The sequence below is a fragment of the Flavobacteriales bacterium genome (assembly GCA_016779935.1).
Lineage (GTDB): Bacteria > Bacteroidota > Bacteroidia > Flavobacteriales > UBA7312.
In genome coordinates this window covers 33139-49053 of sequence record JADHMQ010000008.1, presented here as the reverse complement: position 1 = coordinate 49053, position 15915 = coordinate 33139, and the positions used below count along the sequence as shown (strand labels likewise).

At 33.5% G+C, this 15915-nt stretch carries 15 protein-coding genes and 1 tRNA gene; 7 read left to right on the top strand and 9 right to left on the bottom strand.

The genetic code is table 11. The annotated features are described in order from the left end of the window. The first annotated feature begins 1 nt into the window (after nucleotide 1). Genes ISP73_05400 through ISP73_05390 form a run of 3 tightly spaced genes read left to right on the top strand, consistent with a single transcriptional unit; the run spans nucleotide 2 to nucleotide 3077 of the window. Nucleotides 2-973, top strand: coding sequence for a flippase-like domain-containing protein (locus ISP73_05400; GenBank protein ID MBL6658020.1), 972 nt, complete (start codon nucleotides 2-4; stop codon nucleotides 971-973). Further along, nucleotides 970-2031, top strand: coding sequence for a glycosyltransferase (locus ISP73_05395; protein MBL6658019.1), 1062 nt, complete (start codon nucleotides 970-972; stop codon nucleotides 2029-2031). Before ISP73_05400 ends, ISP73_05395 begins: the two co-directional genes overlap by 4 nt. Beyond that, nucleotides 2028-3077, top strand: coding sequence for an ABC transporter permease (locus ISP73_05390; GenBank protein ID MBL6658018.1), 1050 nt, complete (start codon nucleotides 2028-2030; stop codon nucleotides 3075-3077). The genes ISP73_05395 and ISP73_05390 overlap by 4 nt, the downstream gene beginning before the upstream one ends. Here the strand turns inward: ISP73_05390 and ISP73_05385 are convergent. Genes ISP73_05385 through ISP73_05375 form a run of 3 tightly spaced genes read right to left on the bottom strand, consistent with a single transcriptional unit; the run spans nucleotide 3074 to nucleotide 5670 of the window. Beyond that, nucleotides 3074-4408: a short-chain fatty acid transporter gene (locus tag ISP73_05385; GenBank protein ID MBL6658017.1), complete on the bottom strand. Its 1335-nt coding sequence runs from the start codon at nucleotides 4406-4408 to the stop codon at nucleotides 3074-3076. The genes ISP73_05390 and ISP73_05385 overlap by 4 nt on opposite strands. A gap of 3 nt (nucleotides 4409-4411) precedes the next feature. Next, nucleotides 4412-4768, bottom strand: coding sequence for a DUF3127 domain-containing protein (locus ISP73_05380; protein ID MBL6658016.1), 357 nt, complete (start codon nucleotides 4766-4768; stop codon nucleotides 4412-4414). Beyond that, nucleotides 4765-5670, bottom strand: coding sequence for a flavin reductase family protein (locus ISP73_05375; protein ID MBL6658015.1), 906 nt, complete (start codon nucleotides 5668-5670; stop codon nucleotides 4765-4767). Before ISP73_05375 ends, ISP73_05380 begins: the two co-directional genes overlap by 4 nt. A 122-nt stretch (nucleotides 5671-5792) precedes the next feature. Here ISP73_05375 and ISP73_05370 point away from each other — a divergent pair. Beyond that, nucleotides 5793-5874 (top strand) — tRNA-Leu (locus ISP73_05370). A 28-nt stretch (nucleotides 5875-5902) separates the two neighbouring features. Here the strand turns inward: ISP73_05370 and ISP73_05365 are convergent. The 4 genes from ISP73_05365 to murB all read right to left on the bottom strand — a co-directional run bounded on the left by ISP73_05365 (nucleotide 5903) and on the right by murB (nucleotide 8313). Continuing rightward, nucleotides 5903-6121, bottom strand: coding sequence for a helix-turn-helix transcriptional regulator (locus tag ISP73_05365; GenBank protein ID MBL6658014.1), 219 nt, complete (start codon nucleotides 6119-6121; stop codon nucleotides 5903-5905). A 554-nt stretch (nucleotides 6122-6675) separates the two neighbouring features. After that, nucleotides 6676-6975 (bottom strand): cation transporter, encoded by a 300-nt coding sequence (locus tag ISP73_05360; GenBank protein MBL6658013.1) that lies wholly within the window; start codon nucleotides 6973-6975, stop codon nucleotides 6676-6678. Next, the gene (locus tag ISP73_05355; protein MBL6658012.1) at nucleotides 6975-7199 is read right to left on the bottom strand and encodes a heavy metal translocating P-type ATPase metal-binding domain-containing protein; all 225 of its coding nucleotides are present in this window, start codon (nucleotides 7197-7199) and stop codon (nucleotides 6975-6977) included. Before ISP73_05355 ends, ISP73_05360 begins: the two co-directional genes overlap by 1 nt. A gap of 109 nt (nucleotides 7200-7308) precedes the next feature. Next, a complete protein-coding gene (murB, locus tag ISP73_05350; GenBank protein ID MBL6658011.1) occupies nucleotides 7309-8313 on the bottom strand; it encodes a UDP-N-acetylmuramate dehydrogenase in 1005 nt (334 codons plus the stop codon). Between the two features lie 61 nt (nucleotides 8314-8374). Here murB and ISP73_05345 point away from each other — a divergent pair, with 61 nt between their 5' ends. Further along, a complete protein-coding gene (locus ISP73_05345) occupies nucleotides 8375-9463 on the top strand; it encodes a glycosyltransferase (GenBank protein ID MBL6658010.1) in 1089 nt (362 codons plus the stop codon). Here ISP73_05345 and ISP73_05340 read toward each other — a convergent pair. Both ISP73_05340 and ISP73_05335 read right to left on the bottom strand, forming a co-directional pair. Further along, a complete protein-coding gene (locus tag ISP73_05340) occupies nucleotides 9432-10316 on the bottom strand; it encodes a glycosyltransferase family 2 protein (GenBank protein MBL6658009.1) in 885 nt (294 codons plus the stop codon). The genes ISP73_05345 and ISP73_05340 overlap by 32 nt on opposite strands. Next, entirely contained in the window at nucleotides 10317-10982 is a 666-nt protein-coding gene (locus tag ISP73_05335; protein MBL6658008.1) for an ATP-binding cassette domain-containing protein, read from the bottom strand. Between the two features lie 147 nt (nucleotides 10983-11129). On the opposite strand from ISP73_05335, the gene ISP73_05330 reads away from it, so the two are divergent. Both ISP73_05330 and ISP73_05325 read left to right on the top strand, forming a co-directional pair. Further along, on the top strand, nucleotides 11130-14192 hold the full coding sequence (locus ISP73_05330; protein MBL6658007.1) for a tetratricopeptide repeat protein: 3063 nt from the start codon (nucleotides 11130-11132) through the stop codon (nucleotides 14190-14192). Then, the gene (locus tag ISP73_05325; protein MBL6658006.1) at nucleotides 14182-15885 is read left to right on the top strand and encodes a hypothetical protein; all 1704 of its coding nucleotides are present in this window, start codon (nucleotides 14182-14184) and stop codon (nucleotides 15883-15885) included. Before ISP73_05330 ends, ISP73_05325 begins: the two co-directional genes overlap by 11 nt. The last annotated feature ends 30 nt before the right edge of the window (nucleotides 15886-15915 follow it).

Below are 15915 nucleotides of genomic sequence, written 5' to 3'. Positions count from 1 at the left end.
TATGCAAAGTAGCAAAAAAATCAGTGTATTAATTAAATTATTAGTTGTTGGTTTAGCCTTCTGGTTTTTGTATCAAAAGGTTTTTGCTAATGAAAGTTATTTAGAAATCAAGGAGCAGTTTATTTATATTCTGAATAAAGACAGTTATTCTGATTTAATTTTTGTTTTGCTTTTGATGGTATTGAATTGGTCAATAGATGCGCTTAAGTGGCAGTTTTTAATTGTTAAACTAGAAAAAGTAAGCTTCTGGCTAGCTTTGAAAGCTGTTTTTTTAGGAATTACGGTTTCTATGTTTACCCCCAACAGAATTGGAGAGTTTGGAGGGAGAGTCTTTTGCTTGCAATATGCTGACAGAATAAAAGCAGTATTAGTAACTGTTTTTGGTAACCTTTCTCAACTTGTAGCAACGATTTTATTTGGGTTTTTAGCCATTTGTTACTTTACATTACATTTCTCATCTCCAGTATTTACTGATTTTTTTGATAACTCAATTCTAGTTTTTGGACTTTGTCTATTATTCATTTCGTTTTTGATTTATATATTGTTCAACATATCAAAACTGTCCGGAGTATTATCAAAATGGAAAGTTTTAAAAAAGTATGAAGACTATTGGTCTGTATTTTCTAAATATTCAACATCTGAAATACTCATCGTTTTATTAGCCAGTATCTCCCGCTATTTAGTGTATTCTTTTCAATTCTATTTACTTATTAAATTTGTAAATATTGACGTAACATTTCTTGAATCCTTAACAATGAGCGCCTTAACCTTTTTGAGTATGTCTGTAATTCCAACAATAGCTTTAACTGAAATAGGTGTTAGAGGCTCTGTTGCTATATACTTCTTTGGTTTTCTATCTGAAAATGTAATAGGGATCATGACTGCTGCTTTTACTCTTTGGATTATCAATTTAGTTATTCCAGCTATCATAGGAACCTTGTTCGTTTATCAGCTTAAATTCTTTCGCAAATGATAGTCTTATACAGTATATTACTTCTGTTATATTTATTTCAGATAAAATCCTATTCAAAAGGATGGTCAAGCTTACCAACTGTTTCTCCAGTCAATGATATTGAGCTAAGTATTTTAGTTGCTTTTAGAAATGAAGCGAAACATTTACCCTTTTTACTTTCAGACTTAGAAAATCAAAATTACTCCTTAGACAAGGTACAGTTTATTTTTGTCGATGATTCTTCCGAGGATAACTCTTTTGAAATAGTAAAGTCTTCTTCTTTGAACATAACTTTACTAAGCTCTGAAGGGAGTGGTAAAAAAGCTGCTATTGAATTAGGTGTTAATAACGCTAAACATGATGTTATTTTAACTACAGATGCCGATTGTAGACTTTCTAAAGATTGGATTAGTTTGATGGTGTCGCCATTTTCGGAAAAGGATGTTCAATTGGTTTCAGGACCTGTTGCCTATCATGGGCTAGATAACGCTTTTAAGAAATTCCAAGCATTAGAGTTTATGAGCCTTATTGGCTCGGGAGCAGGTGCTATAGGTGTTCAAAAGGCAATTATGTGTAATGGAGCAAATATGGGCTTCCGTACTTCTGCCTTTTCTAATACAGAAAAAGATATTGCTTCTGGAGATGATGTATTTTTATTGCACCATGTGAAGAAAAATAATGGTAAAATTTCTTTTGTTAAAGATTCCAAGGCGATTGTATCAACCGAGCCTAAGCCTACACTGTCTGAGTTTTTGAATCAAAGAAAAAGATGGGCGTCTAAAACTTCATCCTATAAAGATGTTTCTGCCCAGTGGGTATCTCTTTTGGTGTTTTTGGCTAATCTATCGTTTGTGGCTTTGTTTATAAAGGAACAAATATTAGCCTTGATAATTTTCTATCTTTTTAAGGCTGTAGTTGACTTTTTGTTTTTAAGAAAGTTATGTCGATTTTTTGAATACGATATTCCTTTTTATGTGTTTTTTATATTAGAGTTGGTTTACCCATTTTATATTGTTTGGGTGGCTATTTCATCACAATTTGGGCAGTATAAATGGAAGGGGAGGAAGTACAAAAAATGAGCAGTCTAACTCACATAGCTTGGCAAAAATTTAAGAGAAATAGTCTTGGAGTTTTTGGACTTATTATAATTGGTATAGCTGTAGTAATAAGTTTTTTAGGCTATGTTATTTTTCCAGATTCTACGCCTTATTCTAATCAAATGCACCTTGAGTTGTCTAAAAAAGAACCTGGTTTTAGTACTGATTTTATACTAGTTACAAAAGGGGATGTTGCTGAAGTCAATTTTTTTGAGAAAATGCTTTTTGGACAAGAGTCTCAGTTTGAAGAAATTCCCATTTCATCTTACAGAGAGGATAAGGGTGTGTTATGGTTTACTCAATATGATAGCCAGTATGAGCAGAAGTTTTCTAAAAGCGATTACATAATTTCTAATCGCACTTATTTTTTAGGTACAGATTCTTTTGGACGAGATTTGTTAAGTCGAATTTTGTGTGGTACTCGTGTGTCTTTATCAGTTGGTTTTATTTCGGTTTTTATCTCTCTATTGATTGGCATTTTATTAGGAGCATTAGCCGGATATTATAGAGGTAGAGTAGATGCTGCTATAATGTGGCTTGTGAATGTTGTATGGTCAATACCTACATTATTAATGGTAATAGCCATTTCCTTAGCCTTAGGAAAAGGATTTTGGCAGGTGTTTGTTGCGGTTGGCCTTACGATGTGGGTAGAGGTTGCTAGAATAGTTCGAGGAGAAGTATTGAGCGTAAGAGAAAATGAATACGTTGAGGCAGCACAAAGTTTAGGGTTTGGTCACTTTCGAATTCTTTTCAAACATATTTTACCAAATGTAATGGGTGCTGTTATTGTAATTTCTGCGGCTAATTTTGCATCTGCAATTCTCATTGAGGCTGGTCTAAGCTTTTTGGGCATTGGTGCTCAACCGCCTATGCCTTCTTGGGGAACAATGATTAAAGACCACTACGCATATATAGTAATGGGCAAAGCTTATTTAGCCATATTTCCAGGGATAGCAATTATGCTGCTCGTATTATCTTTTGTTTTGCTTGGCAATGCTTTGCGTGACGCCTTGGATGTGCGCTCCTAAAAAATCAATAATGCACCAATAAAAATTACCACTCCTGCTAACATTAAAAGTAGACTATAAGGCAGTATTTCTTTAGCTTTAAGTCCTGTGATTCCCAACAGAGGTAATGCCCAGAAGGGTTGTAGCATATTCGTGATTTGGTCGCCATAGGCAAGAGCCATCACAGATTTCCAATAAGGTACATTAAGTTGACTAGCAGCTTCGATTATGATTGGCCCTTGTACACCCCATTGTCCGCCACCACTTGGTACAAATACATTTACAATTCCTGCACTAAAGAAAGTAAAAATAGGGAAGGTGGTTGAGTTTGAAATACTCACGAAAAAGTCAGAAAATACACTAACCAGTCCAGAGCTGTTCATCAGTCCCATAATTCCAAAATAGAGTGGAAACTGAATAAGAATACCACTTGCGCCTCCAATAGCTTGGTTAATTGCTTTCAAAAAACTGTAGAAACTAGCGTGTAAACTAATACCTAAGCCCAACAAGAATAGGTTAATAAAATTTGGCGTGATAAAACTTAGGGATAAGTCTTCTGGCAATAGAATTGCTTTATAAAAGCAATAGAATAAAATGATTCCTCCAAAAGCATATGCCAATACATTTGAGTGGTCAAGGCGTTCAGCACCTTCAATAGTAGTGGTATTTTGTTCTATTGTTGGACTTGAAAGAGCTACAGTTTTATGCTCTCCCTTTTTGCCTAGAATATACATAACCAAAGGTAGCACGATTAAAAGCACTAGACTTACCGTAATGTTCATTGAAGAAAATATTGTTTCGGATTGGGATATAACACCCATTTGACTTTCAAGAAAATGTCCTTCCTCTGCAATTTTTATGGGAGCAGAACCTGAAATCCCGCCGTGCCAAACCATTAATCCAGAATATCCTGCTGCACCAATCAAGGGGTAGTTCAGGGGGATATTGTTCTTAGAAGCGTATTCGCCAACCTTTCGAGCAAAAATAGCACCAAATACTAGTCCTAATCCCCAATTGAAAAAAGAAACCATTAAGGTGAGTAGAGTTACAAAAGCTGCTGCTGTGGATGTATTTGTACATAGTCGACTGGCTTTGTCTATGTAGTTGCTGATGGTATTGCTCAGTGCTAAAACATGACCCAATACCAACATAAGCATCATTTGTACAGCAAACACTAATAAGGGGGCATTCCATAAACCTTCCTCCCAATACGTTAGTAGTTGAAGTGCAGATACTTCTTCTTTTGGACTCAAGAAAAAAGCCAGTAAAAACGTAACTACAGAGAGTATTACCGCAATAGTAAATGGAGCGGGTAATAGAGCTTTGAAAATACGTATCAGTTTGGATGACATTTTTTAGAATGGCAAGTCGTCATCCTCTTCAGCGTCCAAAGAATTCATTGGAGCCTGAGGCATATCTTCAACAACAGCTGCCGCTGCTTTGTTGATACGCCATGCGTCTATATTATGATAGTATTTTCCGTTGTATTCTCTTGAAGATAGATTGAAAGAAACTTCGATTTCCATTCCTGGCTGAAGACCTTCAATCATAGCGATTTTGTCTTCGCCAAATAAGCTAAAACATACTTCTGGATTGTACTGTGCACCAGTATCAATCACAAACGATTGTTTTTTCCATTCTTTTCCGGCTTTACTTGTGCCACTTTCTACGTCTAATGCTTTAACTAGTTTTCCTGTAATTGCTAAACTCATGTTCTATTTAATTTATCGATCAATAATGTTTTCCAGGCTTCAATAACTCGCCCTTTTTTTAATAATTCTTTTGCTCTATAATGAAGGTTTTCTCTTGTCTCTTCATCTTCCATTGTGAAATTTAATATCTCTTTGATGGTGTAATTTTCTTCTTTATAAGTATCCACTTCTTCTGTGCTTGGAATAGATTCTATATTGCCCAGCATACCTAAGTCATTCCCAGAAAGTATATAACTATTTCGTATTCGAGAGGGTATGTTGTCTACACCGATGCCTAGCTTTCGGATTGGCTTTTCTACTTCAAAAATGGCATCTTGGGAACTTCTTGAATACCAATTGCCCCCCATTCTTCCTACCAAATCTATTTTGTTAGGGTCAATGGCACCCATATCGTTGAGGATGTCCTCTTTGATGTGAATCATTTTAATTTCGCATATTACCAAATTCCCTGCACCACCTTCTTGTCCCAATTCAATAACATCATTTACTACGCATTCCATCTGAACAGGTGACTCTTTTACTCTAAAAGGCTTTACCAATTCAGATTGAATAGGGGTTAATCCAGCTTTTACAAACTCATTGACGCCTGATTCGTATTCTGTACTTGATAGAGAGGTTTGTTGTACAATATCATATGATACAACATTGATAACCACTTCCTTATTATCTAACACATTTTCTAGGGTATGTTTAGTGGTGTTATTTCGCACTCGTCTTGCTGGAGAAAAAATAGCAATAGGTGGGTTAGCACTAAATACATTAAAGAAACTAAATGGACTGAGGTTAGGATTTCCAAATTGGTCTAGCGTACTTGCTAGAGCAATAGGGCGTGGACCAACAGCACCCAATAAGTATTGGTGTAATTCACTTACAGGGATATCTTTAGGTTGTATGTGTAACATATTAGGTTAAAAATGATATTCAAACAAAAATAGCATTTTGATGCAATTTACATTTGAAATATTACATAATTATTTTTTGAGGTGGATTAATGAAAAACTATATATTTGCAAACCATTTTACTGCGGATGTGGTGGAACTGGTAGACACGCTAGACTTAGGATCTAGTGCCGCGAGGCGTGGGGGTTCGACTCCCTTCATCCGCACAAAAGCAACTCAACTGAGTTGCTTTTTTTATTTCAAAAAGGATTTTAAATCTAAGTCAATTAGCTTTTGTGGCGATACATTTAAGGTTTCAGCAATGCGTTTGATGCATTCATCACCTAATTGTACTTCCCCTTTTTCAATTCTAGAAATATGTTTTTGCGAGTAGCCAATAGCTCTTCCGAGACCTCCTTGTCTTAGGTTACGGATTTCTCTAATAATACGAATATTTCTACCAAGCTTTTTCACTAACTCGAAGTTAAAAAAAAATAATTACACCTCTTTCAATGTCTAAATTAGACATAAATTATAGATAGGTGCTAGTAATTTTTGGCTAATATTGAACAAAGCAAAGGCACTAGTCTTAGCATAACTTAAAACTTATAAAAATGAAAAATTTACTTTACGGTACCCTATTCCTCGCCTTAGTAGGAATAACTTTTGTAGGCTGTGAGAAGAGCGATGATGAAACTGATAATTATAAGACAGTAAAGACTAGATCAGTTTACAATGATTATGAATTAAGTTTTTTAGAAATTAAAAAAAATTGCAAATCTTCATAACATATTTTTAGAAGATTTTCATAGACAAAATTATTCATTCAATGACTATCGCATGAAAAAAGACTCTATTCTTTTAACCTATAATGATGGGAATATTAAAGAATATGAGCTGTTGAAATGGGTAAAAATTCTGAGGAAATTAGCCGGACGCTTAAATTAACGGAATTACTTGTGTTTGATTATGAAAAAAAAATATATTAGTGAGATAGATGTAATTATTGAAACTACTAAAAACTATAATCAACTTAGTACGCGGATAGATTCAATTAGTAAAGTTATTTTAGATGATGATTTTTCTACTTCATGCATTCTGATTTCAGCTTCATAACCGATTCTAGCTAGAAGTTCTACTATTTCTTTGAGGTTTGTTAATTCATTGTTAAATATTATTCGAATGGTTTTTTTTGGAAAATTAACTTTTGAAGATGAAATGCCCTCGTTAAGTTTATAAAGTTGTTCGAGAAGCCAAATACAAGAGCTACAATGGATTTTTGGAATTCTGAAACTTACTATGCTTGTGTTATCTTCCTTAAAATCAATTAATTTTTCTGAAACTGATGTTTCGGAAAGGAAGTCGTATTTACCACTTTGATTTTTTTTGGGATTATTCCACTGTTATCATTGTAGTAAGATGTAAGATTGTTATCTTTTAAAATATCATAAACTACTTTGCAGCCTTCACAGCAAAAATACTTTTCTTCAATACGAATGTCTTTCGAAGTAATTTCTCCACAATGAGAACAGTTTTTTAATGGTTTTTTCAAGCTAATTCTGTTTTAAGATACAAGAGCAAATATCTATATTTTTAATATAGAAAAAGCGTTTTCTTTTTACTTATCAATACGAGATGAAAGTGTTTTAATTTGTATGCTGTTATAAAATATTTACTTCAGCTTCTAGCTCTATGCCAAATGTTTCTTGAATGGATTTCTGTATGTCTCTTGAAAGTGCTAGTATTTCATCTCCTTTAGCAGTGCCATAATTTACCAATACTAGAGCTTGATTTTTGTGTACGCCTGCATCGCCTTTGCGGTAACCTTTCCACCCGGCACGGTCGATGAGCCATCCGGCAGCAACTTTTATAGAATGCTCACCAATGGGGTAGCCAACTATATTCGGAAATTGTGTTATTAGCTGTTCAAACTGAGATTTTGGAATTGTGGGGTTTTTAAAAAAGCTACCACTATTTCCAATGTCTTTGGGGTTGGGTAGTTTTCGCTGACGAATATTTATAACTGCCTGACTGATTGACTTCAAGCTTTTTTTTGCTCCCATTTCCTTAAGCTCATCCTCTATAGCGCCATAGGAGGTGTTAAATCGGGGGTGTTTACTTAACTTAAAGCTCACCTTACAAATAATATATTGCCCTTTAAGTTCACCTTTAAATATAGAATATCGGTAAGCAAATTGACAGTCTTTATTGTTAAAGGTCTTAACGGTTTTATCATCAATATGTACAGCTTCTAATTCTTTAAAGACTGATTTTATTTCCACACCATAAGCACCAATATTTTGCATAGGTGCAGCGCCAACGCTTCCCGGAATTAGAGATAAATTTTCTATACCTCCTAAGTTATGTTCAATACTCCACATAACGAAATCGTGCCAAACTACTCCGCCACCAACTTTTACAGTAACACTATCCTGATCTTCATGCGTTATTTCTATTTCTGAAATTTCATTTTTTAGAACAGTTCCATTAATGTTCTTAGTGAGTAGGATGTTACTTCCACCACCTAAAACAGTTAGGGGTTTTTGCGTTTTACCCAATAGCTCAATAAGTTCTTCTTTGGATGAGAAGGGCGAAAAGTATTCGGCCTGTGCTTTAATGCCAAATGTGTTAAGTGATTGTAGTGGGTATTGGTGTTGTACAGTCATATTTTTTCAAAGGTATAAATACTTATGATTTACTCCTTCTATTTTATGTATTTTCGCAAAGATGAGGAAAAAAGTAATAGTCTCTGTTACGAATGATATAAGTACCGACCAAAGGGTATTTAAAGTTTGCAGTAGCTTACATAAGATGGGTTTTGAGGTTGAGCTCATTGGCGCGCAACGTCCGTGGAGTGTAGCCTTAAAAAGAGACTACAGCTGTAAGCGAATGAAGATGTGGTTCAATACAGGTCCTCTATTTTACTTTGAATATAATCTTCGTTTATTTTTTCTTTTACTTTTTAAGCCTACCTCAGTTTTATTAAGTAACGATTTAGATACCTTATTGGCGAATTACTTGATTTCAAAACTCAAAAACATCCCTTTAGTTTATGATAGTCATGAGCTTTTCCCTGAAGCCCCTGAGCTATTAGAACGTCCTTTTAAGAAAAGGCTTTGGGAACGTTTAGAGTCTTTTTTACTTCCAAAAATCAAACATGCTTATACCGTTTGTGAATCTATTCAGTCACATTATAAAACTTTATATGGTATTGATATGAAAGTGGTTAGAAATGTGCCTAATTTATGTTCTCAACCTTCAAGAGATAGAAATACTAAAACTATACTTTATCAGGGGAATATAAATCCAGGACGTGGTTTGGAATTAGCTATTAAGAGTATGTCATTTTTGCCCGATTATAGATTGAAAATAATTGGAAATGGCATTGGCTTAAATAGGTTAAAAGCCTTGTCAGAATCAGAAGGCGTTTCCAAGCAGGTGGAGTTTTTAGGGCGTTTGCCATTTGAAGACTTAAAAAAGCATACAGAAAGTGCATCTATTGGAATTTTGTTTGAAGAGCCTTTAGGAAAGAGTTTTGAATACAGTTTGCCCAATAAACTTTTTGACTATATACATGCTGAAACGCCTGTGCTAGCTTCACCTTTAGTTGAGGTCGAAAAAATCGTTGAGAACTACAATGTTGGAGAGCTATTAGGAGATAGAAACCCACAACACATTGCTCAGCAAATTCAGGCTATGGAATCCAAATTATCAACGTATGAGTTCGGAAAAGCTAAGGCGGAATTGAATTGGAAAAATGAAGAGAAAGTTTTAGAAGGTGTGTTTAGTTTTTTTCTAGACAAAGTAAAAAACTGAGTTTAAATAAATCAAATACTAGAAGATTAGTGCTTCCATTTAAAAGTAATGACTTTGTTACACGTTTCGTCATTTTAAAAATAGGTTTTGAAAAAATAAGAGTTCTTCTTATGGCAGTATAATATCGCCCAATCTTTGTTAGTGTAATTATCCCTGGGTAATTATTAGATAGTGACTTCAAGTTTTCTAAGCCTAATTCAGTTTTTTTAATAAAAACATCCGTTTCATCTAATCCTAAATGTATAATGGGGTTATCAATATGTTTCACTTTAATTTTTTGAGCTTTGAGCTCAATACCATACAAAGTATCCTCATGTCCATATTGAGAAATAATTTCAGAAAAAAGGATTTTTTCACTTACACTTTTCTTAATAAATAAGTTGCAAACACTGAATGCTAAATAAGGATTTTTAGATCTAATGATTGCTTTTTTTTCTTCTCTATTTTTTCCGTAAGCCCATCTAAGGCGTTTGTTTTTGTCAGTATCATCAAACGACTCATATTTTAAGCCACCAATGATAACATCATTTTTGTTGATTAGATTGATATAGTTTTCAAGGAAGTCAGGATTTGATATTTTGATGTCACAGTCCAGAAAAAGTAAATATTCATACTTAGATTCTGATGCAAGTAGGTTTCTTATTTTGGAGCGCCCAATATTTTCTTTTAACACTTGATAATTTACATTTTCAAGATTTCTCAAATTATCGTTGGCATCCAGAAAGTTCGACTTTGATTTGTCATCAATACATATTATTTCAAATTGGACATTAAGTTTTTCAGCCTGATTTAATAGTTCGCTGATTAGTGATGTAACATTGAAATTATATACTGGTATTAATATCGAAAGCATTTATTTAGTATAAATTACTCTTCCATCTTCACACTTCAATACTTTTGAAGGGAACCGATTTAATAAGTTATGTTCATGAGTAGCCATTAATACAGCACAACCACTTGAGCATAACTCGTGGATAAGATTTAGGATGCTGTCAGTTGTTTCTGGGTCGAGGTTTCCAGTAGGTTCATCGGCAAGAATCAAATCAGGTTTGTTTAATAATGCCCTTGCAATACAAACACGTTGCTGTTCGCCGCCAGATAATTCATAAGGCATTTTATTAATGTGTTCTTGCATACCCACTTTTGTAAGCATTTCTTCAATTCGCTCACTAATCTCTTTTTTGTTTTTCCAGCCCGTAGCCTTTAGCACAAAATCTAGATTATCAAAAACCGTTCTGTCGGTAAGAAGTTGAAAATCTTGAAAGACGATGCCAATCTTGCGTCTTAGAAAAGGAATGATAGATTTTTTAATATCAAAAAGTTGATAGTCGACTACTTCGGCTAAGCCTTTATTTAAAGGCAAATCAGCATATAATGTTTTTAACAATGAACTTTTTCCACTACCAGTAGAGCCTATTAGATAAACAAATTCTGTAGGTTCTATTTTAAAAGATACATCACTCAAAATGAGTTTGTCTTGCTGATAAATGTCGGCGTGTTTTAATTCAACTAATGGCATGTTTTAATTGCTTTGTGCTTGTCACAAAGTTACTTTTTTTTAAAACTATCGTCAATACTTCTTTATGCACACGTATTCTGTTAATAACTTATTCGATGCTCAATAGTAGAAGGGTCTAACTTTGATAAATTAGCTCAAAATTTATAAATGAAATTATTTTTTAACGTTTTATTTATAGTACTTAGTCAGCTATTATATGCTCAAATTTGCGATATAGAGCAAATTGACAACTTACTTGAAAAAGAGCAATTCGCTTTAGTCTATTCAATATGTGATGCCTTTCAAGACTGTGAGTCTGCGTCAGATGAAAATATAGAGTGGATTCAGTACCAACAATCTCGATGTGCTTTAGAGTTGTTTAACGATGAAGCTGAAATAAGGTTTGAAGATTACTTAAGTAATTACCCCCATGGTAAATATCGGAATAAGTCCTTTTTAGCACTTTCTAAAATTCATTTTAGAAATAAGGAATATGATAAAGCAATTGCTAAGCTTAATATGGTAGATGTTTTTGATCTTGATTTTGAAGATGAAGCTATGTATTATTTCCGATTAGGCTATTCGTACTTCATTACAGGAAAATATGATGAAGCCAAAATATTCTTTTTTGATATCAATAAAATCAAATTTACATATTCAGATTTGACTACCTATTGTTTGGGTCATATGGCCTATGAAGAAGGTAACTATGCTACTGCTCTTAAAGAATTCAACAAGCTTATGGAAACCCCAAAGCTTGGGGTTATAAGTAAATATTACATAACTCACATTTATTATTATCAACATCAATACGAAGAGTTAATTGATTTTGCAAAACCTTTATTAGAGGCAAGTTATAACCCTAGTAGAGATTCTGAGCTTGCTCGATTGATTGGGAGTGCCTATTACGCCTTGGATGATTATGAATCTTCTGTGAGCTATATGCAAAAGTACCTTCAGAATAATTCCCTTAATAGATTTGAACAATACCAACTGGCAATATCTTATTTTGAATTGGGTCAGTTTGATGAATCTATCAAGCACTTCGAAAATATCTTATTAGAAGAAGACAGTTTGTCTCAGTTTGCTGCTCACCAATTAGCAAAAGCCTATCTTAATCAGAATGAAAAAGCACAAGCTATAAATGCTTTTAAGTATGCCTCTGAAATTGACTATGATTTAGATTTAAAAGAAGACGCTGCTTTTAATCATGTAAAGTTAATTTTTGAACAGAAAAATACCCTTGAAGACGCGGTAAGTATTATCGAATATTTTATTGAAGACTATCCTGTTTCAATTCATAAATCATACGTTCAAAATCTACTGATTAAAGCATATACTTCAACAAAAAACTATCAATCTGCTATTGATAAATTATCCGTTTTAACTGATTTAACCTTTGAGCAGCAACAAGTTTATCAAAAGTTGAGTTACTTTCTAGCGCTAGAAAACTACCTTTCAGGAGAGCATGAGGTATCAATTGAATGGTTTAAAAAATCATTAAAATACCCTTTGAATTCTGCTTTAATTGCTAGAAGTTACTTTTGGATGGGAGAGGCGTACTATCAGTTGGGTGATTATAACAAAGCCATTGAAGAATTTAATGCTTTTCAATTTCAGGACGGTGCCTTCTCTTCAAATGAATATTCAGAGTCATACTACTCACTTGCCTTTTCATATTTCCAAATCAAACAATACGACAATGCTATAAAATGGTTCAGGAAATACATTAAAAAATCAACTGATAAAAATAAGTTGACCGATTCCTATTTAAGAATTGGAGATTCTTATTTTATGACCAGAAAATATAATAGGGCCATAGAATATTATGTTTTAGCAGAAGAAAAAGGGACTTTTGATATTGACTTTTCAATATTTCAACAATCTACATGCTATGGTCTTACTAATAAACAATCTAAAAAACGTGATGTGCTGACAAAGCTAATAGCAGAGTTCCCTACATCAATTTATCATGATGACGCTATATTAAGCTTAAGTTCTATTTATTCAAACCAAGGCAATCTGGATAAGTCAGTTGAATTGCTCAATGATCTTATTAAAAATCATCCCAATAGCCCTTTAGTAAAAGTGGCTTTACTGAATATAGGTTTGAATTATTACAATGATGAAAAGAATGAATTAGCGGTTTCAAACTTCAAAAAAGTTATCGAAGATTACCCAAATTCAACAGAAGCGAAAGAAGCCTTAATAGCCTTTAAAAACCTATCTGTAGAACAAGGTGATGTAAGCTCATACTTTAAATATATAGATGGTCTTTCAGACGTTAGTGTTGATGTTGCATCTAAGGATTCCTTGAGTTATGAAGCATCTGAAAACCTTTACCTCAATCAAAAATACGATAAGGCTGCACTTGCATTTTCTAATTATCTCACTAACTATGAGGATCCAATATTTAAACTTAAAGCCCACTACTATAAAGCAGAATGTTTGTATTTGAACAATCCAGAAGATGCTATTGAGGATTATTTGATGGTTTTGGAGTTGCCTCAAAATGATTTTACTGAACGTTCATTAATTCGCCTCTCAAGAATTGAATTCGAAAGAGGAGAATACGGAACCGCAGCTTTTCACTACAATAAATTGTTATCTGTAGCACAAGATAATAATCTAATAAGAGAATCTACATTAAAGCTATTTACATGTTATACAAAACTGGGAATTAAGCCTTCACAGTTTGAATTTGCAGAGAAATTATTACAATTAGAGAAATTAGATGTTGAAACAAAAAATAAGGCTAAACTCGTTATAGCTAACCATTATTTTGAACAGTCCGAATATAATATTGCCAAAAAAGAGTATGACTTTGTCTCTCAAAACAATACTTCTGAATTGGGAGCTGAAGCAAAATATCAATTAGCCTACCTTCAATTTTTAGCAGAAGATTTGGATTCTTGTGAGTCAACTATTTACGAGCTTTCAGAAAAATATTATAGTGATTATTATGTCGCAAAGGCATTTATTTTGTTATCAGATATTTACTTTGAAAAAGAAAATTATTTTCAGTCAAAAGCCACCCTTCAGAGTATTGTAGATAATTATCAAGGAGAAGATTTAGTTAGTATCTGTAAGCAAAAAATATCTAATATAGAAGCTCTTGAAAGTCAAGAGCAAAAAGCAATTGATAAAGAGGGTTTAATAATTGATTCGTTAGACTCCATTGAACTAAACGAATTGTTTGAAGAAGAAAATACCGAAGAAGATGAAGAATAAAATTACTTTATTAAGTGTTCTGATTATCCTTTGTAGTATATCGGTATATTCTCAAACAAATGATAATGAAGATTTGGGTATCCAAGAAGTTCAAATAACTAAGAGCTTCATTCCTAAAATTCCATCGGCAAGTAAAATAAATCTTAGTCCTACACTTTCGGACACTATAAAAACAAGCAAAAGAGTTAGCTATTTTCCAATTGATAAACGCTTTGAAACGAATTTGCAGCTAGACCCCATCAAAGTAGCTAAAATAAAAGGTGAACCCATTTCCAAGTTATATAGCACATATATTTATGGAGGTGTAGGGAACATGAGTATGCCAACCTCTAGGATTTACTACAGTTCTGATAGGGATAAAAAAACAACTTATGCCCTTGCTTTAGGATATGTTGAGTCATATGCCGATATCAAAAGTCCATTCGATGAGAATCAAAAGGTGTCTGCTGCCTTTAGAGAAACAGATTTTTCATTGTATGCCAAAACAGATTTAGATATTGGAATTCTTAATGCCTATTTTAGCCGAGAAGGAAGGATTCATCAGCTTTATGGATATGACCCTACTATTTTTAATTTAGAAGAAAACCTATTGACTAACCAGCAGTATTGGGGGTATTCAAGTATTAGTGTATCTCTTAAAAGTAAACCATCAGAAAATGGTAAGCCATCGTATTACACTAAATTATACGCTTACGATTTAAACGAAAAAACAGAAAACACATTTTCATGGTTATTAGATATCGACCAGTCAATAGGAGTAAATGACTATTCACTTAGTTTAGGAGTGGACTACGATTTAAATAATTTCTCTGAAAAATACTCCTTTAATGACAGTCTTGCAAAGGAGTTAATATTAACGTTTAGGCCATCTGTTTCAAAAGAATTTTACGGGGGCCAACTTAACGCTGGATTTGAACTACAGTCATATGATAGCAGAGACAGTTCAGATGTAACCGTTGCATTTTATCCATTAGTAAGGTATGATTACCATTTTTCCGAAAACTATCAAAAAGCATATGTAGGAGTAAGAGGAGGTCTTCAGGAGAATTCATACTGGGCGCTGAGTAAGAAAAACCCATACATACTTAATGCATTGACTTACGACGGAGGTTCTTTGGAGTTAATAAACTCACAAGCTATATATGATGTTTTCTTAGGAATGGAATCGGTCTTGTCTAAGGACATTATGTGGTCGTCTGAAGTATCCTATTCACGAGTTCAAGATATGCCATTCTTTGAGCTCTATATGAATTCTATTTATCAAAATAAGTTTAAGGTTGTGTATGACGATGTTAACCAACTAAAATGGAAAGGTAATTTAAATTGGAAGATTTCAAAAAAAGCCAATGCAGATTTAGATTTAGAGTATAATAAATACGAGCTCGATTCAATGCAATCATTTGCTTATAAGCCTTCCTTCTTGAGCAAACTAAAAGTAGACTATAATATTGGAGATAAAATTATCCCTTCAATAGAAGTCTTTACAGCCTTTGATCGATCTAATACTGTTGAATCTTCAAATACTCCAGAGTTAGACGATATTATTGACTTCAATCTGTCCTTGGAGTATAGGTACAACTCTATTTTTTCGGCCTACTTTAAAGGTCAAAACCTTGTGGGGGGCTACCACATTTGGCAAAATTATCCTGTCTTAGGTCCACAAGTGTTTTTTGGGCTTTCTTTCAAGCTATAACTTATTCACTTTTTGTTAATAAGTAGCCGT